Here is a 21874-nt window from a genome sequence, read left to right as displayed (position 1 = left end):
TCTGTAGGAGCTATGCTTGCATGGCGAACCACGCTTGCGTGGAAATCGCCCGGAGGGCGATCAGGAATCTCAGGACTCGACAGGTTTCAGAAAGAATGGCCGGCACCTCGATCTCTGTCGCCTCGCCCAGGCTCGGATTCGTCCCTCAAGAGGTGTTATTCGCTGCGCTCACCCTTCGGGCCGCACGGAACTTCGTGCGTTACTCCGCTACGCTCCGTTCCTACAGCGGCTTTGTAGCCAGCTTTATAGGGCGCTGAACCTGTGTTCGCTGGCAGGACGGTGATCGTTTTACTGAACCTTTCTCGCGTTGCAGCCTACCGCTGTGTTCAATACCAATGCGGTGCCATGTCACTCTGCGCCCAGCGGAAAAAATCATACTCCAGCCGTGTCAGCCCACCCGGATAGATCTGGTCGATCCTTCTCAGCGTGGGGCGGCGGTCGGTCTTTTCCAGTTCCTGAAGCAGCTGGCGCAATGTGCTGCGGCCTACGGGTTTGGACATCAGAAACGCCGTAGTCGCCCAGGCGACGGTGTAGGGAATGGCATCAAGTTCGTGGGCCATGCGCTGCCACTGAGCATCACCCAGGGACAGATACTGTCGCAGAGTGATCAGCCGTCCTTCATCTATCCATTGCTGGATGCGTGCCTGGGCGTCAGGCAGAGCGCTGACTTTCAGGCGGCCATCGGGCTGAATTTTCAGAGTCTGAAAGTACTGAGCCAGGCCTTCATGCAGCCACACCGGGGAGGCTGGAGATAACTGATGTAGAAGCACATGGCTGCTTTCATGAAGAACCGTCTGGGCCACGTCTTGATCATCTCCCCAGCGCCAGACGGCCACCTCGTTACTGGACGGGATAAACACGCCGCCATAATTGGGGTTGCTGGAGCCGATACGGTCGACCATCCATTGACGGAAATCTGCCTGCTGTTCGAACAGATACAGATTGACCTGGGCGGTGCCATGCAGGTCCAGACCGAAATCGTTGCGGTAACGCCGGTAAATGTTGCGGATCGCCTGCAGAGTGTTTTCATGGAGTCCGTCGGGCAGAGTGAAGTCCTGCCGCAGTAAGATAATCTCCAGTTCCTGCATGATGGGCGACGTTTTTGGGGTGACTTTTTTACTGTCCACCTGCTCGGGCGGACGATCACCAAAATGCAGCTTGCCGTTGTCATCGCGCCACTGAAAAATATCCCCATGGGCCGCCAGTGATGTTGTCAGTGCGACCAGGCAAAGGCCGCTGCGGATCAGGGCGTACAGTGTTGTTGTATCCATTGGCGTACGTCGTCCTGGTCAGCTTTGACCTTGTCCATGGTGGGATGGGTGACATTGCCGTCGTCATCCCGGTAGACAAAACGGCCCTGCAGTCGCTTCAATTTTGCCCTGGCGTCTCGGCATTTTTTATCCTGAGCATCTTGTTGTTTTTGCTCTCTGGCCGCCTGTTCCTGCTCCCTGGCCTGTTCGCTTTCGCGTAGTCGCAGGGTGCGCTGATTGATTTCCCGGACCCGTTCGCCCTGGCCGATCTTGGGCGGCGCCTTGATATCCAGTGTCTCGTGCTGTTCCTGTGGCGGCTGATCGCCAAAGTGCCAGTTGCCGTCGGCATCCTGCCAGCGGTACACCTCTGCATTGGCGAGTAGCGGTAACAATGCCAGTAGTGTAATGAGTCCTTTCATTCTGTCCCCCCAGAAAACGTTTAACTGCCCTGTAATGTGAGTGAGCGGCCGCCGTCCACAGCCAGAATCTGGCCGGTAACAAACGGCGCCTGTGTTCCCAGCCACAAGACGGTCTGGGCAATATCCTGCGGGGTGCCGCAGCGTTTCAGTGCGGTGGCATCCTGAATCGCCTGCTGATTAATCTGTCCGGCTTCTGGCCACAAAATCGGGCCTGGCGACACGCCGTTGACGCGGATATCCGGGCCCAGTTCGCGGGCCAGGCTGCGGGTCATCATCGCCAGTCCGGCCTTGGCCATGCAATACAGGGTATGGGTTTGTAGCGGTTTTTCCGCGTAAACATCCACAATATTGATAATACAGCCCTGCTGCTGGCGCAGAGCGTCGGCCAGTTTCTGGCTGAGAATAAAGGGGGCGCGCAGGTTGCTGTGAACCAGTCTGTCCCAGTCGGCATCATCGGCCTGATCGACGGGGGTCGGATAGAAGCTGGAGGCATTGTTGACCAGCAGATCCATGCGACCGAAGTAGCCCTGGGCGTCCTGGGCCAGTTGCCGAACCTGGTCGGGCTGATCCAGATCCGCCTGAAGAATGGCTGCACTATCCGGGCGCGAGCTATTCAGGCTGTCCGCCAGAGCGCGAGCCTCTTGGGCGCTGTTGCGGTAATGAATGATCACCCGCATGCCATTAGCGTGCAGGGTACGAACGATTTCTGCGCCGATGCGGCGGGCGCTACCGGTAATCAGGGCGACGGGGTCTGCCATGTTTTTTTAAACTCCGAGATTGCATGAATGCGAGCTTTTTCAATGGCCTCGCCCAGTGCCGGTCCTTCAATGCCTCTCTGCCGCAGTGCTGCCACATCAATATGGCTGGCTGCCTGCGCCGCGCCACGCAGGTAATCCACCTGGGGGTAGGGGCGATCTTCCAGCCCGGTACGACCGCGAGCATCGGCTTCGCAGGCGAGCAGAAAATCTTCCAGCCGTTCCGGGCGGCGTATCACATCAAGCGTCTTCAATAGCTTCCAGACCGTGGCGGGTTTCAGCTCCAGGGCCCGGTGGCAATGGGTATGGTATTCCGCCACCAGGGCAGCCAGGGTGGCGGCGTCCTTGGGGACGCGCCAGCGCTTGGATACGGTTTTCGCCAGCCGGGCGCTACGAATCTCGTGGGCGATGTGCCGGGGCCATTCTTCCTCAGGCGTTTTGCCCTTACCCAGATCATGACAAAGCACAGCGTAACGGGCCGTCAACGGCAGGTTCAGTCGACTGGCCTGTTCCAGGCACAGCCATTGATGCACCAGCGTATCCACTTCCGGGTGGTGCTGCTCCGGTTGCGGAACCCCATCCAGCGCGGCCAGTTCGGGTAGTAGCACTGTCAGGGCACCACAGGCGTGCAGCACCTGGAAAAACACCTGGGGATCCCGCTCCATCAGCGCCCGGCTGGTTTCCTTCCACACCCGTTCCGGCACCAGATAATCCAGCTCGCCGCTGTCAGCCAGTTGTCGCATCAGCGCCAGGGTGTCATCGGCGACCCGAAAACCCAGCCAGTGGTAGCGGGCAGCAAACCGTGCCACCCGCAATACCCGCAAGGGGTCTTCCGCAAAGGCGGGGGAGACATGGCGAAGCAGGCGGGCCTTCAGGTCCATGCGACCGTTGAAGGGATCAAACACCAGGCCGCCTTCTTCTTGGGCCATGGCGTTGATGGTCAGGTCACGGCGCACCAAATCGTCTTCCAGGCTGACATCGGGGGCGGCATGGAAGGTGAAGCCTCCATAGCCATGCCCGGATTTGCGTTCCGTGCGGGCCAGGGCGTATTCCTCTTTGGTTTTCGGGTGAAGGAATACCGGGAAATCCTGGCCCACTGGCTGATAACCTTTGGCCTGCATCTCGTCCGGCGTGGCACCGACGACGACCCAGTCTCTTTCTGTCACTGGCAGCCCGAGTAATGCATCCCGCACGGCACCACCCACCAGATAAATTTTCATCTTGTGCGCTCTTGTTATCTTGGACAGAATGGTCGCATGCTTTCTATCGTACTGAAACTACACATGCTGGTCGCAGACCGCTGTGCACGCAAATGGCGTGCGCAGGGACCGCGGCTGTGTGACTGATAGTTTCAGTTCTGCAAAAGGCCGCAGCGTCCCTGACCTGCGGCCTTTTTTGTGTTTTTGGAAAGGTGGCAGGTCGTTAATCAGTTGCAAGTTGAAAGTTCAAAGTTGAAAAGCGCGTGAAAGGCAGCTGCCAATCATTGATCGCGACCACCTCGCCGCAAAGGTAAAGACTGTGAAACATGGTTTTCTCGCTTTGCGTCGTGGCTGAGGAGGTTGTCGGTTGGCACCAGTATCCACAGCGCCTTTCAACTTTGAACTTTCAACTTGCTCCTCAACAAAGGAGAACGACATGCCAACCCTGGCAGCGTATTTGATCGTGGTGGCGGTGTGGGCAACCACGCCGCTGGGGATTAAATGGAGTGGTGATGCCATGGCACCGCTGGCGGCAGCCGGGGTGCGTATGGCCATTGCTGCGCTGCTGGGTTTGCTGTGGTTGTGCTGGAGGCGTCAGCGTCTGCCGCTGCATGGTCGCGCTGTGCTCAGTTATACCGTTGCCTTGCCCGGTATTTTTGGCGCCATGGCGTGTAGCTACATGGCGGCCACACATCTCCCTTCTGGTCTGATTTCGGTGATTTTCGGGTTGGCACCACTAATCTCCGGGCTGATGATGCAATCTTTGCCGGGCAGCGTGCGGTTGAATGGCTGGCACTGGAGCGCCTGCCTGCTGGGTTTGTTCGGGCTGGCACTGGTGTTTGATGAAAGCCTGGCGGGCCTGTTGGCCGGCGCGGATATGGGTGAGCGCGGCACGGGGCTGTTGTGGATGTTGTCTGCGGTGACCCTGTTTGCCGGTGGCGGCATTGCCGTGCAGCGGGTGGGCGCCGGTCTGCAGCCCATGCAGCAGACCGTCGGCGGCCTGATATTGTCATTGCCGTGCTACGCATTGGCCATGCTGATTGCCGGCCAGTCCTTTGCCTATAGCGGTGATCTGCGCGGGCTGTCCGCCATTATCTATCTGGCGGTGTTTGGATCACTGTTGGGCTTCTATTGTTATTTCCAGATTCTATCGCGGCTGCCTGCGGCCACCGTAGCTCTGGTTACGTTGATCACCCCTGTGTTGGCCCTGACGCTGGGGAGTTTACTTAATGGGGAAAGTCTGGGCGGTATGGTGCTGATCGGTGCGGCTGTGATTGTATTGGCGTTGTCTCTGTTTGTGCTGGGGGATCATCGGGTACGACGGTCGCTCAGGCAGCTGCAAATTGACAGTTGAGCGTTGCTATGCGCTCCAGGACTATTGCCAGCCGGGAAGGGCTTTTGGTTGTGTTCGGTTTGGCTATTGCTGTGGTGGTTTCGAAATCGGTAGGCGTTACAAGGAATTGTTTGCGACCGGTTCCGGTTGGCTGATGTGAGTAGCGGTCTCCGAGGATGGCGGCCGCTGATGGCAGGGTTTCCCCAGTAGTGTGAGGCGTCAGCAGTGGCACGCAATCCGCGTCAGGTCATCCAGGCGCAGGGCGGTGAGGCTGCCGCCCCATACACAACCGGTATCCAGCGCTTCCACCTGCAACTTGTCGGCGTAGCCTTCAAGGGCGGCCCAGTGCCCGAACAGGATGCGTGTGTCGCCGCTGAGGCGACGGGGGTGGTGGAACCAGGGCATGAAGCCTTCCGGAGGGGCATCGGGTTCCCCCTTGCTGGTCAGGTCCAGCTCGCCAGCCTCGTTGACAAAACGCATGCGGGTAAAATGATTGGTGATTACCCGCCAGCGCTCTGATCCTGCCAGGCCGTCGTCCCAGCCCGCCGGTTGGTTGCCGTACATATTGGCAAAAAACTCGTTGGCCTGTGAACTGCGAAGTACCTGTTCCACTTCTCTGGCCCGGCCTCGGGCCTGTGCCAGTGTCCATAGTGGTGGAATGCCGGCATGGGTCATCACCGCCTGATGTTCCGGTATATCCACCATTAGCGGGCAGTTCTGCAGCCAGCCCAGTAGCGCATCGCGGTCCGGTGCCTCGAGGATATCCGTGAGGGTGTCCTTGCGGCGGCTGTCGGTGCTGCCCTGGGCTACCGCCAGCAGGTGCAGGTCGTGGTTGCCCAGTACGGCGTGCACATTCTCGCGCAGCTCATAAACCCGGCGCAGGGTCCCCAGGGAATCCGGGCCCCGGTTGACCAGGTCGCCTGCCAGGAACAGCCGGTCGCGATCCGCATTGAAACCGATACGCTCAAGCAGACAGTTGAAAGGCTCCAGGCAACCCTGCAAATCACCGATGGCGTAATCGCTCACAGGGCGCCTCCGGCATAACGCGGGACGCCTGACGCGCTTAACTCTCCCCGGCAAGATGGACAGGGTCTTGGCAGGATAAGGCGTCTGGTGTTTTGAGTCTGGCGTCCCGGGTCAATGCAACGCATGCGGTACCGCCAGGGTGAACATGGGAACGTGTGCGTCGAAGTGTGTGCCATCTTCTCCAATCATCTGGTAACTGCCGCGCATACTGCCCACTTCGGTTTCCAGAATGGCACCGCTGGTGTAGGAAAAGGTCTGCCCCGGTGCGATGTGTGGCTGTTCGCCGATGACGCCTTCGCCGTGGACTTCCTGAACGCGCTCTTCGCCATCGGTGATCACCCAGTGGCGGGTCAGCAGACGGGCGCTGACGCTACCCTCGTTGCGAATGGTGATGTGGTAGGCAAACACCCAGCGCAGGCTGTCCGGATCGCTCTGATCGGCGAGAAACTCGGTATCTACCGAAACCTGGATATTGTGGCGCGGGGTCATGTTTGCTCCGTTGATGTGAATCGCTCTGAATGGATTGTGAGCCGATGTTGTCAGGCTTAGGTGTAGCAGAGAACGGTCAGGCCTTGGCGCTGTCCGGTCGGGTGATATTGGCCAAGGCCACATAGTCTGCCACGGAGAGCTGGTCCGGACGCAGGCCGGCGTCAATGCCAGCCTGCTCGAACTGATCCAGCGTGACCTGTGATTTTAGACTATTGCGGATCGCCTTGCGTCGTTGAGTGAAGGCCTGGGCCACCAGCCGGCGCAGGTGCTCTTCGTCGTCCGCCGGGTGGGGCGGGCTGGCATGGGGAATCAGCCGGACCACGGCGGAATCTACCCGGGGCGGCGGGCTGAAGGCTTCCGGGGGCACAAAGAACAGGTAATCCGCCTGGCAGTGGTACTGCACCATGATCGACAGGCGCCCCCAGTCACGGGTACCGGGGCTGGCGGTGAGGCGGTCTACCACTTCTTTCTGCAACATGAAGGTCATGTCGCTGATGGCGTCCGCCTGGCTGAGCAGGTGAAAGATCAGCGGGGTGGAGATGTTGTAGGGCAGGTTGCCGATCACCCGCAGCGGCTTGTCCGCCGGCTTCAGGGTGCGGAAATCGAAGCGCAGGGCGTCGCTTTCGTGGATGGTCAGCCGCTCCGGGCTGTTTTCCTGGCGCAGCAGGGCGATCAGGTCCCGGTCCAGCTCGACCACATGCAGGTGAGGGATATCTTCCAGCAGCGGGTAGGTGAGCGCGCCGCGGCCGGGGCCGATTTCCACCAGGGTGTCGTCTTTCTGCAGCCCCAGGGTACGCACCATCAGGTCCACCAGATTGCGGTCGTGCAGAAAGTGCTGGCCGAAACGTTTGCGGGTGCGGTGTTCTGTCATGTGGCGGCAAGCTCCAGAGCGAGTCGGGTGGCGGCGATCAGGCTGCCGGCCTTGGCCTGGCCGGTGCCGGCCAGATCGAAGGCGGTGCCATGGTCCACGGAAGTGCGGATAAAGGGCAGCCCCAGGGTGATATTGATGGCTTCGCCAAAGCCGGCGTACTTGAGCACGGGCAGGCCCTGGTCGTGGTACATGGCCAGCACCGCATCGTGTTGTGCCAACAGGTCCGGCTGAAAGGCGGTATCCGCCGGCAGCGGGCCGGTGAGCGCCATGCCCCGGGCGCGCAGGGCGTCCAGAGTGGGGATAATCACGTCCAGTTCTTCGCGGCCCAGATGGCCACCTTCACCGGCATGGGGGTTAAGCCCGAGCACCAGAATGCGGGGTTCCTCAATACGGTACTTGCCGATCAGGTCGTCGCGCAGAATGGTCAGGGTGCGGGTCAGGCTGTCTGGGGTTACTGCCCGGGACACCTGACTGAGCGGCAGATGAGTTGTCACCAGGGCCACCCGCAGTTCGCGGGCGGTGAGCATCATCACAACCCGGTCCACCCCGGCCTGTTCGGCGAGAAACTCGGTATGGCCGGTAAAGGCCGGGTCTGCACCGTCGCAGATCACATTCTTTGCCACCGGAGCGGTGACCATGGCAGCGAAGGTGCCATCCAGGCAGCCCTGAGCGGCACGGGCCAGCATGGTGATCGTGCCGTTGGCGGTCGCCGGGTCGGGCTGGCCGGCTGTCACCGGCGCCCCGGCCGGGGTGTGCCAGACCGACAGGGTGCCTGGCGTCAGAGGTTGCCCTGGCTGCCAGTCGGAAAGCGGCGCCTCCAGGCCCAGTTGCGTGGCCCGCTGGGCCAACACCTCACGGTCGCCGATGGCAACAAGCGGGGCATCCGGGAAGGAGGCGGGCAGTGTCAGGACCAGATCGGGGCCGATACCTGCGGGTTCCCCGCAGGTGATGGCGATGGGACGCTCTGGCGTCAGACGTCCGACGTCAGACGTCAGACTCATAAGCGAATATCCACGTAGGATTCGCTGCGCTGCTCCTGCAGCCAGGTTTCCAGCTCTTCCTCGAAACGGCGCTTCTGCAGCGCCTGGGTGGCCTGCATGCGACGGAATTCTTCGCTCATGTCCGCGTCGCGGGTGCCGTCCACGCGCAGGAAGTGAAAGCCGAACTGGCTCTCGAACACCGGCGACAGCTCGCCCACCGGAGTGTTGAGCATCATGTCCTCGAATTCCGGCACCATCTCGCCCTGGGTGATCCAGCCCAGCTCGCCACCGTTACGGGCACTGCCCGGATCGTCGGAATGCTCTGCTGCCACGGCGGTAAATTCTTGCTGGCCTGAGGCAATGCTGTCGTGCAGACGCATGGCTTCTGAACGCGCCTCCTGGGCAGTGGTCAGGGCATCGGCCTTGATCAGTACATGGCGGACCTGGTACTGGGTGACCACTTTTTCGATGCCGCCCTTGCGGTCCATCATCTTGATGATATGGAAGCCGGCCCCGGAGCGTAGCGGCTGGGAAATCTCGCCCTTGTTCATGTCGATGGCGGTTTCTGCGAACAGGCTGGGCCATTGGGCCGCCGGGCGCCAACCCAGGTCACCGCCTTCCAGGGCCTTGGGGCCGTCGGATTCCGACGTGGCCAGCTGCTGGAAGTCGCTGCCCTGCTTCAGGCGTTCCACAATGCTCTCGGCTTTCTGTTTGGCGTCCTGGACTTGCTCCGGGCTGGCGCCGGCGGGTAGCCGCACCAGAATATGGCCAAGGCGGAAGTCGGCTTCGAACATCTTTTTGCCCATTTCCGAATTCAGGAAACGGTCCACTTCCCGGTCGGTGATGCGGATGCGCGAGGCAACGCTGCGCTGCTGCAGGCGGGAAATCAGCATGTCCTGGCGGATCTGCTCACGGAACTGGGCCCAGTCGTAACCGTCCTGGCGCAGGGCGGCGGCGAAATCTTCCAGGGTCATGCCGTTCTGGCGGGCAATGCCGGCCAGGGCCTGATTGAGGGTGGCGTCGTCTACCTTGATGCCGCCCCGCTCGGCCAGCTGCAGCTGCATGCGCTCAAGGATCATGCGGTCGAGCACCTGCTCACGCATTACCGCCGGGGGCGGCAGTGGCTGGCCCTTTTCCTGGAATTGCAGGGCAATGGTGTTGATGCGCTCGTCCAGCTCGCTGGCCATGATGGCGCCGTCGTTGACCACGGCCACGATGCGGTCGAGCATCTGCACCTTGGCGTGGGACCAGGCCGGCAACATCAGCACGGCCATGGCCAGCAGGCCAAGCAGGGTGTGTCTGGCGTGCAGCGTGCGTGGTGCAGCGTGCAGCGTTCTATCAATCATACTGTCTCCTGTATCCCGGAATACTGCGCTCCAGCAGGGCATCCACCTGGCCGCCGAAGCCGCCCAGGCCAACCATCTGAATTTGTATCCAGATGGTGCTGTCGGCTTCGAGATCGCCATCGCCATCATCATCCACCAGTTCCCGCTGACTCAGCAGGCGCAGTTTCCAGCAGCAATTGCGGTATTCGGCCCCGGCTATGGTTTCCAGGGTGCGCTTGTTTTCCAGGTCGTACATCCAGCGGCCTACCATGCGCCAGTGGCGATGAATTGGCAGGATGCCGCTGAGTTCCGATTCGCGGATGTCGTCTTCGGGGCGGTCGTGATAGCCCACATTGACCACCCGGCGTTCCCGGTCGTTGTAACCGATCTGGAAGCTGGAGCGTTCCCGCTCGTTTTCTTCCAGATCCCATTGGGCTTCAGTGTAGAGGTACCAGTCGCGGGCAAAGTTCCATCTGGCGTCGCCCACCAGCGGCGTCTGGTCATCGGTGGGGTCTTCCACTGTCTGCTCGGTGATAACCCTTCGGTCATCGAAGTAGAAGCCCTGGGCCAGTCGCAGCCGAAGTTGTTCGCGGCCGGTGGCATCATGGAGGAAACGGCTGGTCAGGCCCAGCGCCAATTTTTCCTCGTCACCAATGCGGTCGTAGCCGATAAAGCGGTTTTCCCGGAACAGCGAGTTGTAGGAAAAGGTGAGCTCGCGACTGTCAAAGTTGGGCAGGAAGTCCTGATTCTTGAATTCCACCTTGTTAACGAACAGGCGAGGCTCCAGGGTCTGGGTGAAGTCCTCTCCAAACCAGCGGCTGGGGCGCTCGAAGAACAACCCGGAATCCACGCTGGCGCCCCAGGTGGTGACATCCGGGTTGTCTTTCTCGTTGGCCTCCACGCTGCTCAGCTCATAGCGAGTGTGGTAAAGCCGGGCGCGGGGCTCCAGGTAAGCCCAGGAATTCTGCAGGCGCAGGTTCAGGGCTGGAGCCATGTGAGCCCGCAGGCCAGTAGCTTTGCCGCTTTCATCGGAGCCACTGCGTTCAAAGGCGGTGATATCGGACAGCCACAGCCCTTTCAGAGGGCCATACAGGGTCGGGTCGCCGGTGAGCTGCAACTGGGGCAGGCGGCGGTAGGGCAGATCCTGATCCGCCAGGGTCGGGTCGATGGTCTGCCAGGACTGCATGCGCCCCAGTACCTGCCAGGTGCGGCCGTAATAGCGGGCTTCCGCCAGCCGGGGCAGGTGGGTCTGGGAGCTGATTTCCAGGCCGGTGTCCAGGTCTTTGAAATAGAAGTCGTCCGACACGTAATTGAAGTCGGTCTTCAGGTTCCAGCGGTTGATATTGCCGCTATGGGTCCAGCGGGCCACCTGCCGGTCTTCGTCATCGAATTTACGGTCGTTGAAAAGCACCCCATAGCTGATGTCGCCCTGACCCCAGGGCGTCAGATAGCGGAATTCCGAGTCCACCCCTTGGCCACGGCCATCGATAAAGCGGGGCCCGATGGTGGCATCCAGCTGTGGGTGGATGTTCACGTAGATCGGCTGGGTAATGTCCAGGCCGCCGCTGCTGTCACCGATCGCGATGGTGGGGAACAGCAGGCCGGTCTTGCGGCGATCGTCGATGGGGAAGGTCATCCAGGGCAGCCAGAAGATCGGCATGCTTTTTACCTTCAGCACCACATTGTTGGCTTCGCCCCAGCCTTTTTCCCGGTCCAGGTAAATCCGTTCTCCTTCCAGCGACCAGCCACTGGAGCCCGGCGCACAGGTAGTGTAGGTGCCACGGGTAATGGTGGTGGTGGTTTCGTTGAGGAAGATATAGTCGGCGCTACCGCGGGCGGCGGTATTGAACAGGGAATAGCGCACGCCCAGCAGGCTGCCTTCCTTGCGGCGGGTCTGGCCGCTCATGCTGGAGGCAATAAAGGTGGCCTGGTCGCTTTCCAGGCGCATGCCGTTTTCCAGCTGGAACTTGCCGGTGGCCTGATCCAGTTGCGCACTGTCAGTGGTAATGCGGCTGCCGGGCTGTTCGATCAGCACGTCGCCGTCCAGCTCGATCAGGCCGTTCTGCGACATGGTGGAGTGGTCGGCGGTGACCACGGTGTCGCTGCCTGCCACGGGAATGCCCACGGCAGGGTTATAGTAGATGCCGCCACACCATTCCGGGATGCTGCGCTGTTGCACGGCAGGGAACGTGGCCATTTCTTCGCGGTCAACCCAGTTCAGGTCGTTGTCCGCGGTGCTGGTGCCTGCCAGAAGCAGCAGGCCGGGGATAAGAATTCGTTGTACGGGCAGTGGCATCGGCTGCTCAGAACAGGTAAAAAGGCCGTTTTGTACAGCGGCGGCAATTCCGCCCTGTAAAAGCGGCAGTGTAATCGAACAAGGAAGGCAATGCAGCCTGATAAAAGTAAATCCGACAATAAGGTCGACCCCCGCAAGGTCGCTCTGGACCAGTGGGTGAGTGCTTACCTCGGTGCCGGTGTGGCGGGTGAGCCGGCTTCCGCGGATGCCAGTTTCCGTCGTTATTTTCGCTATCAGCATGGTGGCCGCAGCCTGATCGCCATGGATGCGCCGCCGGCCCAGGAAGATTGTCGCCCCTTTATCGACGTGGCCCAGCGTCTTCAGCGTGCCGGCCTGCATGTGCCGGAAATCGTCCATCAGGATCTGGACCAGGGCTTCCTGCTGCTCACCGATATGGGCAATGAAACCTGGCTGACCGCCCTGAACGAAAACAATGCGGATGCCTGGTACAGCGCCGCCATCGATACCCTGATTACCCAGCAATTGCATACCGATGTGAGCGGCCTGCCGGTCTACGACGAGGCCCTGCTGCAACGCGAGCTGGAGTTGTTCCCCCAGTGGTACCTGTTTCGCCACCGGGAAAAGGTGGTCACCGGCGAGCTGCGCCAGCGCCTGGACCGGGTGTTCACTGTGCTGATCGACTCGGCCCTGGCCCAGCCGCAGGTCTTTGTGCACCGGGACTACATGCCCCGCAACCTGATGGTGTCCGATCCCAACCCCGGGGTGCTGGACTTCCAGGATGCCGTGGCTGGCCCCATCAGCTATGACGTGATCAGCCTGTTCAAGGATGCCTTTATCAGCTGGCCGGAAGAACGGGTGCTGGGCTGGCTGCGCCAGTATTTCGATAAGGCCACCGCCGCAGGCCTGCCGGTGCCGGCGGAGTTCGACACCTTCCTGCGCCACTGCGACCTGATGGGTGCCCAGCGCCACCTCAAGGTGATCGGTATCTTTGCCCGCATCTGCCACCGGGACGGCAAGCCCAAATACCTGGGCGATGTGTCCCGGTTCTTCGCCTACCTGCGCACCGTCATCGCCCGCCGCCCGGAGCTGGCGGACCTGGAATGGATCCTGGATCAGCTCGAGGACAACGAGTGAAGGCGATGATCCTGGCCGCCGGCTACGGCAAGCGCATGCGGCCCCTCACCGACCACACCCCCAAGCCGTTACTGCAGGCCGGGGGCAAGGCGCTGATCGAATACCACATCGAAAAACTGCGCGATGCCGGTATCGACTCCCTGGTGATCAACACCGGCTGGTTGGGCGACAGACTGGCCGCCACCCTGGGCGATGGTCGGCGCTTTGGCATCCCCATCGCCTATTCCCACGAAGGCACCCCGCTGGAAACCGCCGGCGGCATTCGCCGGGCGCTACCGCTGCTGGGCGATGCGCCCTTTGTGCTGGTCAACGGTGACATCTGGACCGATTACGACCTGTCCCGGCTGGTGGCAGACCGGCCTGACCCGGTGCATCTGGTGCTGGCGGATAACCCGGACCACCACCCGGGCGGGGATTTTCATCTGACAGAAGGGGGCCGGGTGCGCGATAATGGCGAACCCAGGCTGACCTATGCGGGCATGGGGCGGTTCGATCCGGCCCTGTTCCGGGATCTGCCCGATGGCGAAGCGAAACTGGCGCCGCTGCTGCGCGCCGCCATGGCAGACGATGCCGTCAGCGGCGAGCACCACCCCGGCCAATGGTGGGACATCGGTACCCCGGAACGCCTGGACGAACTGGATACGCTGCTCAAGAAAACCCGGCTGTAGGAGTCATGCTTGCATGGCGAACCCGCAGGCGTCTGTTCGCCATGCAAGCATGGCTCCTACGGAAAATTGTAATTGAGGAATTGTCATGCCCAAGCAGGATTATCTGATCGCCCCCTCCATTCTCGCGGCCAACTTCGCCCGTCTCGGGGAAGAGTGCGATGCCGTACTGGCCGCCGGGGCGGACGTGATCCACTTCGACGTGATGGACAATCACTACGTGCCCAACCTGACCATCGGGCCCATGGTCTGCAAGGCCCTGCGCGACCACGGCATCACCGCGCCCATCGACGTGCACCTGATGGTCAGCCCGGTGGATGACCTGATTACCTCGTTCGCCGAAGCCGGCGCCAGCTATATCACCTTCCACCCGGAAGCCAGCCAGCACGTGGACCGCTCCCTGCAGCTGATCAAGAGCCACGGCTGCAAAGCCGGCCTGGTGCTCAACCCGGCCACCCGCCCGGATTGCCTGGAATACGTCATGGACAAGCTGGACATGATCCTGCTGATGAGCGTGAACCCGGGCTACGGCGGGCAGAAGTTTATACCCACCACCCTGGACAAGACCCGCGTCGTGCGTGAGCTGATCGACGCCAGCGGCCGCGATATCCGCCTGGAAGTGGATGGTGGTGTCTCTGAAAATAATATCCGTGAAGTGGCCGCCGCCGGCGCCGACACCTTCGTGGCCGGTTCCGCCATCTTCGGCAAGGACGACTACACCGCCGTCATCCAGCAAATGCGCGAGGAGCTGGCGCAGGCCTGAGGGCCTACACCACTCAGGAGGGAACCGAATGGCCCTGCCGCTGCCTTATCCCTCCATGCGCCACGCCATTCCCTCACTGTGTTGTTTGCTGCTCCTGCTGGCCGGCTGTGCCGGCAGGACGCCCGCTGACGCGCCGCCATCCTCGCACGCTCCCGTTGCCCCTGGCGGCTCGGCATTTGCCGGCAGCGCACCGGATCTCCAGTCCCAGCAGGAACTGGATGCGCTGGTGGCAGAAGTCATGTCCGAAGCGCCGCCCCTGCGCGTTTCCCTGCAAGCCCAGCACGAAGACTGGAAAGGCGTCCCCTACCGCTACGGCGGCCTGAGCCCCCGGGGTGTGGATTGCTCCGGCTTCGTCTACCTCACCTTCCTGTCCCGCCTGGGCATGCAGGTACCGCGCACCACCACCGAGTTGCTGAAAAGCGGCGAAAAAGTCCGCCGTGATGAGATCCGCGTGGGCGACCTGGTGTTCTTCCGCACCGGCCCCGGCAACCGCCATGTAGGCATCTACATGGGCAACGGCGATTTCCTGCATGCGTCCTCCAGCCAAGGCGTGATGACCTCATCCCTGAGCAATCCCTACTGGCGCCAGCGTTACTGGCAGGCACGCCGTCTGGCAGGCCTGTAATACGCTCCACCTCGTGTGCCCCCTTTTGTTCCATCTAGCGTTACTGCTCCCACCCCTTTGACGAACGAGTAGGGTGCACTGAGCCTAAGGCGAACTGCACCATTTCCCGCCCATGCGGTGCAGTTCGCCTGCTCCCTACGCAAACCCCAATTCATCCGTTGCACCCGAAGCGTCCCGCTTATTGTCGTCCTGATATGTGGCCACTCCACCGCCCGTTTTTCACCCGCGCGCAAGTTGAATTTGTAGGATATAGCTTACATATTTTTGTAAGTTGCTGAGATAAAGTGAATTTTCGGGTTTGGGGGTGCGAGAAAAATCAGGTGGGAGTGGTTCCTTTTTTCTGGTACTTGATTGAACCGGTTGGGTTTTGGCGTGATTTGAGGCTGGGGATATATTGCAAAGTGATATATCGCATGTGCAACTGCATTCGCTGTTATACGAGTTGGGGCGGGGAATTGGAAAATATCGTACTAGTAGATGAGGTTTTTAGAACTTCACGTGATTTACCTATGAATTATATATCTAGATCTCATGTCGATGATCTCTTTGTTGATTCATTGGTAAAACAGACTCACATAGTGATTCATGGGAGTTCAAAGCAGGGAAAGACTTCTTTAAGAAAGAAGAACTTACTCGAAAGTGACTATATTTCGGTGACGTGCAGCAATACTTGGAGTATTGCGGATATCAATGAATCTATTTTAAAACGTGCAGGTTATCAAATCACCGTTTCAGAATCGAAAACGATCAAAGGAACTAGTAAGGTATCATTATCTGTTGGGTTAACAGATACCAAAATTGGTTCAGATATATCAATGGAACTAGCTAGGCAGATAAACAAAAAGAGTTTAGAGCTTGATCTGGAAAATACCAATGATGTAATTAGTGCACTAAAAGAAATTGATTTTGACAAATTCATTGTATTAGAAGACTTTCATTATCTTGAAATAGATGCGCAAGTTGACTTTTCGATTGCTTTAAAGGCTTACCACGAAGAAAGCTCACTTTGTTTTATTATCGTAGGTGTGTGGCTTGAAGATGACAGACTGACCACTTTTAATGGTGATCTAGCTGGGCGAATAGTATCGATCAACGCAGATAAGTGGTTGGATGAGAATATAGATGAACTCTTCACCGTTAGCGAAGCTCTCCTGAATATTTCATTTACTGAAAATTTTAAAAACTGTGTTAAACAGAAGTGTAATGGCAGCATTTTTCTCGTACAGCAACTGTGTATGAAGGTATGTGAGGCCCAGAGCATAAGCAAAACACAGGAAGAGCAAATAGTAGTGGCGGAAAATATCGATATTACAGATGAAATTAAGTCTGTATTAGATATGCATACTGGCAGGTTTACCAAATTCTTAATGGATTTTAGCGCAGGGTTTCAACCGACAGAGCTGGAATTATATAAATGGATTTTGTTTGCTCTGGTTACAATCGACGAAAAATTTCTTCTTGAAGGCCTTCCGATACAGGCGCTGAGGCGACAAATACAGACTGCTCATCCAAAAAAATCTGAAGTTTCAGTCAAGAAGCTCTCTGGTGCTTTAAATAAAGCAGTTAGCTTGCAGCTCGATAATCGCACTAAGCCCATAGTGTTTGAATACGATTCCAGTCGCTCAAGAGTAAAGGTGGTCGATAAATCATTTTTGCTTTGGAAGCAATTCCAAGAATTACCAGAACTACTTGAGTACATAGACTTAGAGGAGCTGGCAAAATAATAATCCACATAATAAACACTTTAATATATATGCGCAGCGCATGGATGTTTTGGTTTTATTCCCCTTTTTATAGGTCAATGATTGAGAGTTGCGGTAGCGTTGCTATCCACTTAAGCGGGAATTAGGTTTTCGCCGTGCAAGCGGCAATATCTGTGCACCAGAATCTGGTTAAATCGAGATTTCTTTTTGAGAAGGCGAAAACTCTCTGGGAGCCTTATCGTGATATTTAAAACGGTTTAGTTGTTGGTCTGTTGAACGAGCAATGGGTTCAGGTCTCCCGATTCCCATGAAGCCTACAGCCTGGGAAATGGAAGGCCTGACCCCATGCAGATATCTGCAAAAGACCAATTACTTATGAGCTTGAATGCCTGAAAATGTGTGATTAAATAAGTGTCTACTTCTGGTAGGGAAGATAATTTTTTATGGAACATCCGGAAGTTACGAAGTTGTACAAGTATCGTGCTTTCAATGAATTCTCATTAAGAATGCTTGTTAACAGGGAAATGTGGCTTGCGAAGCCAGAAAGCTTCAATGACCCTTTTGATTGTGCGCTAACGCCCGGAGAGCCGAAGACTACTGCTGATCAACTTCATCAGTTGAGTGATCTAATTAGGGAGCTTTATGAACCCGAAGAGGCCGATAAGAAAATCAATGATATTGTTGAAATGAATCAGATAAAGCCGATTGAGGAAGTGGAAGATAACTCAATCGAAAAAGCTATGATTCAGGCAAAAGAGTCAGGTGTATTCTCGTTGAGTGAGAAAAATGACGAAATACTTATGTGGTCTCACTACGCGAATAATCATACTGGATTTTGTGTGGAGTTTGAGAGAAGAAATATAAAAGATAATTTTCTCAGCCACTTTATGTGTAGAAAGGTGAGGTATACTGGTGATTACCCAAATCTTCATCGAATCATCGATTTGCTAGATGTTAATTTGTTTACCAAAGCTGAGGGTTGGAAGTATGAGGCTGAATGGAGGCTTGTGGCTAAAAAAGGAAATGTTGCTCTTCCTCTACCGGCGCCAATTACAGCGATATACTTTGGTCTTCGTTCTGCTGAGGAAAGCATTGAAAGGGTAAAAAATATCCTGTCGGCGGATAGAGTTAAATTCTATAAAGCACAACGTAAATATGGAGCGTTTGCAATTGAGTTCGAAGAAATATAAAAAAAATTGGTCAAAAATAGTCTTTACCCAGAATGATGGGGCGTCTTAGAGTTGCCTGAAAAAGAGTGCCGGAAAGCATATGTTCGATGTCATACTGGCTTTGCAGAGGGTGCTGAATCAGAATGCCCAAAAGGCCGTCTCTGATTGGCTTGATCCTCTCCCCAAGGGGGCAGCTTAGTATGTCATTTCAGACTACGTTTTTGGCAATCCGGATCGTCATGACACAGCCTCATTCGTTCTTCTGCTCCATCATGACAAGTTAGAAACCATCCTTATCTACATCGATAATCAAGCTCCAGTTGACATCAAGAAAAGCCGATCTGCGTCTGAAGGGTTGATTCAATACCTGAAGTCGCCGGTAGCTTTTAGCTTCACCTTTGTCCTTGATGACGGCGATAATTTTCTGTCGACCTATGCTCCGGTTTCTGAAATGGTCGAAGGCCTGGAGGACATAAAAAAAATAGCCATCTCAATAGCTGCTAATTCGGGACGCGAGACCATATACTTCTCGGAAGTTCAAAGTCGACTTAGCAGCTTCATAATGGGAGAGCAATGGGGTCAGGTCTCCCAGTTCCCATCGGCCATGGAAAATGGGTGGCCCGCACCTGTTGACTAAATAAAGATAGTGGTAATCACATGCATCCGATTTTTCTGTACTTCCTGGGAATACTTTTCGCCTGGGGCTTGTTGGAGTTTCTGACGAGAAGCGGCCTGATGGCGTCTTCAAATGCAGCCTTGATGCTTGCTCTGGGCGTCATGCTGGCCATCGTTAGTGTGGCTGATTGGCAGATGAATAGTCCTATGATAAATGCGAGGACGGGTGAGCATGTGACACTAGACGATTACATTGAGATTAATGGAGTAGTGGTTGTATTTTCATTTTTAGTGTCAATTATTCTTGAAGTCTGGAAAAGACAGAGGGGGAAATAAGAAAAAATGTGACTTGGGCTTGCCTTAGGACACGGTGGCAGGTCTTCCCTTTCTCAAAGCGTGCGGCAATCAGTCCTCTGAAAGCTTCCCCAAAGCCCGACTAAGATTGTCCCGCGCCGACACTTCCCGGTTATAGGGTCAGGTCTTGCGTCGTGCGTTTGATTGCAACATTCAAGACCCGATCCCGATTTTTAGAAATCGCGCCGCGAGCGACGCTCCTACGGATAGGGCGTTAATCTCGCAGATTCTTCAGTGCGCTACTGAGGTTTTCTCTGGCTGGCAATTCCAGCTTCTCCCTTAGCTCAGCGGTGTGATAAATCACCCTCTGATCCAGAAAACTCCGCAACACCGCACTCCGCCCTTTCCGAAACGCCTCTTCCGGCACAAAGTCATATTCCTGCCGAATCCACCCTTCATACCGGTCATACAATTCCGCATCTGCCCCAAGAATACTCAGATCAATATCCTGCAGCAGGGCCATGTCCGGGTCCGTGGGTGGGTGCGGGTGGATGGTGGCCAGGATGAGTTCGTGCACCCGGGCTCTCTGTGAGTTGGTCAGATCGCTGACAGCAAACTGCTGGGCAAACCAGTCTGCGCTGCGAGCTTCGTTATCGCTGGCGCGGGGATCGTAGATCACATCGTGGGCCCACAGGGCCAGTTCCAGGCAGGGCGGGTCTTCAGCGAGGTGTCGGTAGTGATCCAGCCAGCCCAGCCAGCCCAGGCAGGCGGCGACGTGGTCCAGGGTGTGATAGTGACGATGGGGTTCGTTGTAGCGGGTGGCCAGTTGTTGCCAGGTGGGCTCCGGGTCAGGCAGTAGCGGGGCGACGATGGTGCGCCATCGTTGTTGTAGCGCTGACGCGGTGGTCATCCCGCTTCCTCTAATGGCCTGCCGTCTTCATCCACAAAACGCACATCCCGCACGGTGAGGGGTTGGCCCTGCTGGTTCTGCACTACCACCGGCGCCAGCGGCTCTCCGGTCTGGCGGTCCACCAGCTGCATGCTGTCCTTTTCCCCGTTCCAGCGTTCGCTCCACTGGCGCAGGGCGGTGACTACCGTAAACAGGTCGCGGCCCTTGTCGGTGAGGCGGTATTCGTAGCGCTTGCCATGTTCGCCCACGTCCACGCGCACCATGACGCCGTTGTCCACCAGGCGGGAGAGGCGGTTGCAGAGGATGTTCTTGGCGATGCCCAGGTTGTGCTGGAAATCTACAAAGCGGCGGGTGCCCAGCATGGCCTGCTTGACCACCAGCAGGGACCACCAGTCACCGACCTCATTGAGGGCGCAGGCTACCGAGCAGCCCATTTCATCGAAACGTTTGCGTGTCATGGGTGGCATTGTACGCCAGAAAGGTTGCATAACGAAACCAAATAAGGTTTTATAACGCAACCAAATTGAGGGCCGTCGATTGATGGCCTCGCTGATTCTGTTGTTTTTTATCGCGCTCCCTTGAGCGCCAGAGTGAAATGAAATTCGGGAGAGTAATCATGAGTGGTTCCCTGGACAGCCTGCTGCGTCCTTTTGAGCATAAATCCCTGAAGTTGCGTAACCGGGTGGCCATGGCCCCCATGACCCGCACCTTCTCGCCGGGCTATGTGCCCAATGACGAGGTGGTGGGGTACTACCGCCGTCGGGCGGAAGGCGAGGTGGGCCTGATCATCACCGAGGGGACCTTTGTGGGCCACAAGGCGGCCAACGGCTATGAGCGGGTGCCGGCGATCTATGGTGATGTGGCCATGGCGGGCTGGAAGAAGGTGGTGGATGCGGTCCACGAGGCCGGCGGTCAGATTATTCCGCAGCTGTGGCACGTGGGCTCGGTGCGCAAGCCCGGCATTGGTCCGGACAAGGACGTGCCCGGGCATTCGCCATCCGGCCTGTTCAAGCCGGGCAAGGAAAACGGCCACGCCATGACCCATGAGGATATCCAGGACGTGGTGCAGGCTTTTGCCGACTCCGCCAGGGCCGCCAAAGAGGTGGGCTTTGACGGGGTAGAGATTCATGGTGCCCACGGCTACCTGCTGGACCAGTTCTTTTGGGAAGGTACCAACCAGCGCGATGACGAGTACGGTGGCTCCATTGAGAACCGGGCCCGCTTCGGCGTGGAGATCGTCAAGGCGGTGCGCGAAGCGGTGGGTGAGGAGTTCGCCATTGTGCTGCGCTTCTCGCAATGGAAGCAGCAGGATTACGACGCCAAGCTGGCCCAGAACCCGGAAGAGCTGGAACGCTTCCTGATGCCGTTCGTGGATGCCGGGGTGGATATCTTCCATGCCTCCACCCGTCGTTTCTGGCTGCCGGAGTTTGAAGGCTCTGACCTGAACCTGGCCGGCTGGACCAAGAAGATCACCGGCAAACCCACCATTTCCGTGGGTAGCGTGGGCCTGGATGGTGACTTCCTGAACAGCCCGGAAGGCATGGGCGGTACCGCCAACCCGGCGGCGCTGGATGAGCTGACCCGGCGCATGGATAACGATGAGTTCGACATGATTGCGGTGGGCCGAGCCCTGCTGCAGGACCCGAGCTGGTTGGTGAAGGTGAAGGAAGGGCGTGAGGAAGAGATTGCGCCGTTTACCAAGAAGGCGTTGGGGAGTTTGAGCTGATAGCGGCTAGCTACTAGCTGCGAGGAAAACGCGGGCCGGGTTTGCCGGGTCCGATAAGAAAGAGGCCGCGTCCAGATGTTGGATGCGGCCTTTTTTGTTTTGGGCTTTCTACGAAGCCGCTGTAGGAACGCAGCGCAGCGGAGTAACGCCCGGAGGGCGGCCCCGAAGGGGTGAGCGAAGCGAATACGCCTCTTGAGGCGCGAACCGAGCGACAGCGAGGAAGGGGTTGTCAGTTGGCTCGTGTCTCTCTATCGGAAGCCCTGTTGCGTTCTGATGTCCCTAATCGCCCTACGGACGATTCCGCGTTTGCACGCGGTTCGCGGCTCAAGCGCCGCTCCTACGAGAACCATCGGACATGAAAAAGGC

The 21874-nt window shown here is 57.8% G+C and carries 21 protein-coding genes; 9 read left to right on the top strand and 12 right to left on the bottom strand.

The annotated features are described in order from the left end of the window. Window positions 1–326: 326 nt before the first annotated feature. Genes ACMG4M_RS14085 through ACMG4M_RS14070 form a run of 4 tightly spaced genes read right to left on the bottom strand, consistent with a single transcriptional unit; the run spans window position 327 to window position 3644 of the window. The gene (locus ACMG4M_RS14085) at window positions 327–1271 is read right to left on the bottom strand and encodes a DUF4124 domain-containing protein (RefSeq protein WP_414430249.1); all 945 of its coding nucleotides are present in this window, start codon (window positions 1269–1271) and stop codon (window positions 327–329) included. Next, a complete protein-coding gene (locus ACMG4M_RS14080) occupies window positions 1244–1669 on the bottom strand; it encodes a DUF4124 domain-containing protein (RefSeq protein ID WP_414430248.1) in 426 nt (141 codons plus the stop codon). The genes ACMG4M_RS14085 and ACMG4M_RS14080 overlap by 28 nt, the downstream gene beginning before the upstream one ends. 20 nt (window positions 1670–1689) lie before the next feature. Further along, the gene (locus ACMG4M_RS14075; RefSeq protein WP_414430247.1) at window positions 1690–2427 is read right to left on the bottom strand and encodes a pteridine reductase; all 738 of its coding nucleotides are present in this window, start codon (window positions 2425–2427) and stop codon (window positions 1690–1692) included. Then, window positions 2406–3644, bottom strand: coding sequence for a multifunctional CCA addition/repair protein (locus ACMG4M_RS14070; RefSeq protein WP_414430246.1), 1239 nt, complete (start codon window positions 3642–3644; stop codon window positions 2406–2408). Before ACMG4M_RS14070 ends, ACMG4M_RS14075 begins: the two co-directional genes overlap by 22 nt. A 415-nt stretch (window positions 3645–4059) precedes the next feature. Between ACMG4M_RS14070 and ACMG4M_RS14065 the strand changes: the two genes are divergently transcribed. Further along, window positions 4060–4977 (top strand): DMT family transporter, encoded by a 918-nt coding sequence (locus ACMG4M_RS14065; RefSeq protein WP_414430245.1) that lies wholly within the window; start codon window positions 4060–4062, stop codon window positions 4975–4977. 198 nt (window positions 4978–5175) lie between these two features. On the opposite strand, the gene ACMG4M_RS14060 is transcribed toward ACMG4M_RS14065, so the two are convergent. The 6 genes from ACMG4M_RS14060 to ACMG4M_RS14035 all read right to left on the bottom strand — a co-directional run bounded on the left by ACMG4M_RS14060 (window position 5176) and on the right by ACMG4M_RS14035 (window position 11943). After that, window positions 5176–5982 carry a symmetrical bis(5'-nucleosyl)-tetraphosphatase gene (locus tag ACMG4M_RS14060; protein WP_414430244.1) on the bottom strand — a complete coding sequence of 269 codons (807 nt, stop codon included), beginning with the start codon at window positions 5980–5982 and terminating at the stop codon, window positions 5176–5178. Between the two features lie 111 nt (window positions 5983–6093). Continuing rightward, a complete protein-coding gene (gene apaG, locus ACMG4M_RS14055; protein WP_052042452.1) occupies window positions 6094–6471 on the bottom strand; it encodes a Co2+/Mg2+ efflux protein ApaG in 378 nt (125 codons plus the stop codon). Between the two features lie 76 nt (window positions 6472–6547). Further along, complete coding sequence (gene rsmA, locus ACMG4M_RS14050; protein ID WP_035244893.1) at window positions 6548–7342, bottom strand: 16S rRNA (adenine(1518)-N(6)/adenine(1519)-N(6))-dimethyltransferase RsmA; 795 nt, start codon at window positions 7340–7342, stop codon at window positions 6548–6550. Further along, entirely contained in the window at window positions 7339–8343 is a 1005-nt protein-coding gene (pdxA, locus tag ACMG4M_RS14045) for a 4-hydroxythreonine-4-phosphate dehydrogenase PdxA (RefSeq protein ID WP_414430243.1), read from the bottom strand. The genes rsmA and pdxA overlap by 4 nt, the downstream gene beginning before the upstream one ends. After that, window positions 8340–9668 (bottom strand): peptidylprolyl isomerase, encoded by a 1329-nt coding sequence (locus ACMG4M_RS14040; RefSeq protein WP_414430242.1) that lies wholly within the window; start codon window positions 9666–9668, stop codon window positions 8340–8342. The genes pdxA and ACMG4M_RS14040 overlap by 4 nt, the downstream gene beginning before the upstream one ends. Continuing rightward, window positions 9661–11943: an LPS-assembly protein LptD gene (locus ACMG4M_RS14035; RefSeq protein WP_414430241.1), complete on the bottom strand. Its 2283-nt coding sequence runs from the start codon at window positions 11941–11943 to the stop codon at window positions 9661–9663. The genes ACMG4M_RS14040 and ACMG4M_RS14035 overlap by 8 nt, the downstream gene beginning before the upstream one ends. 90 nt (window positions 11944–12033) lie before the next feature. On the opposite strand from ACMG4M_RS14035, the gene ACMG4M_RS14030 reads away from it, so the two are divergent. The 7 genes from ACMG4M_RS14030 (at window position 12034) to ACMG4M_RS14000 (ending at window position 18914) form a co-directional block, all read left to right on the top strand. Beyond that, window positions 12034–13038, top strand: coding sequence for an aminoglycoside phosphotransferase family protein (locus tag ACMG4M_RS14030; RefSeq protein ID WP_414430240.1), 1005 nt, complete (start codon window positions 12034–12036; stop codon window positions 13036–13038). Then, window positions 13035–13706 (top strand): N-acetylmuramate alpha-1-phosphate uridylyltransferase MurU, encoded by a 672-nt coding sequence (gene murU / locus ACMG4M_RS14025; RefSeq protein WP_414430239.1) that lies wholly within the window; start codon window positions 13035–13037, stop codon window positions 13704–13706. Before ACMG4M_RS14030 ends, murU begins: the two co-directional genes overlap by 4 nt. A gap of 85 nt (window positions 13707–13791) precedes the next feature. Next, the gene (rpe, locus tag ACMG4M_RS14020) at window positions 13792–14466 is read left to right on the top strand and encodes a ribulose-phosphate 3-epimerase (RefSeq protein ID WP_414430238.1); all 675 of its coding nucleotides are present in this window, start codon (window positions 13792–13794) and stop codon (window positions 14464–14466) included. 28 nt (window positions 14467–14494) lie between these two features. Beyond that, entirely contained in the window at window positions 14495–15091 is a 597-nt protein-coding gene (locus tag ACMG4M_RS14015; RefSeq protein WP_414430237.1) for an NlpC/P60 family protein, read from the top strand. Window positions 15092–15375: 284 nt separating this feature from the next. Next, window positions 15376–16815, top strand: a complete 1440-nt coding sequence (locus ACMG4M_RS14010) for a hypothetical protein (RefSeq protein WP_414430236.1) — start codon at window positions 15376–15378, stop codon at window positions 16813–16815. 422 nt (window positions 16816–17237) lie between these two features. After that, a complete protein-coding gene (locus ACMG4M_RS14005; RefSeq protein WP_414430235.1) occupies window positions 17238–17984 on the top strand; it encodes a DUF2971 domain-containing protein in 747 nt (248 codons plus the stop codon). A 636-nt stretch (window positions 17985–18620) separates the two neighbouring features. Next, a complete protein-coding gene (locus ACMG4M_RS14000) occupies window positions 18621–18914 on the top strand; it encodes a hypothetical protein (protein ID WP_414430234.1) in 294 nt (97 codons plus the stop codon). A 232-nt stretch (window positions 18915–19146) separates the two neighbouring features. Here the strand turns inward: ACMG4M_RS14000 and ACMG4M_RS13995 are convergent, their stop codons facing one another. Together ACMG4M_RS13995 and ACMG4M_RS13990 are read right to left on the bottom strand one after the other, a co-directional pair. After that, the gene (locus ACMG4M_RS13995) at window positions 19147–19782 is read right to left on the bottom strand and encodes an N-methyl-D-aspartate receptor NMDAR2C subunit (protein ID WP_414430233.1); all 636 of its coding nucleotides are present in this window, start codon (window positions 19780–19782) and stop codon (window positions 19147–19149) included. Then, window positions 19779–20240: a winged helix-turn-helix transcriptional regulator gene (locus ACMG4M_RS13990; protein ID WP_414430232.1), complete on the bottom strand. Its 462-nt coding sequence runs from the start codon at window positions 20238–20240 to the stop codon at window positions 19779–19781. The genes ACMG4M_RS13995 and ACMG4M_RS13990 overlap by 4 nt, the downstream gene beginning before the upstream one ends. A gap of 158 nt (window positions 20241–20398) precedes the next feature. Here ACMG4M_RS13990 and ACMG4M_RS13985 point away from each other — a divergent pair, with 158 nt between their 5' ends. Beyond that, window positions 20399–21508 carry an NADH:flavin oxidoreductase gene (locus tag ACMG4M_RS13985; RefSeq protein WP_414430231.1) on the top strand — a complete coding sequence of 370 codons (1110 nt, stop codon included), beginning with the start codon at window positions 20399–20401 and terminating at the stop codon, window positions 21506–21508. Window positions 21509–21874: the final 366 nt, after the last annotated feature.

Origin of the sequence: Alcanivorax sp. IL3 (genome assembly GCF_047495465.1) — a bacterium.
GTDB classification, from domain to species: Bacteria; Pseudomonadota; Gammaproteobacteria; order Pseudomonadales; family Alcanivoracaceae; genus Alcanivorax; species Alcanivorax jadensis.
This window is presented reverse-complemented; position numbering and strand designations above follow the sequence as displayed.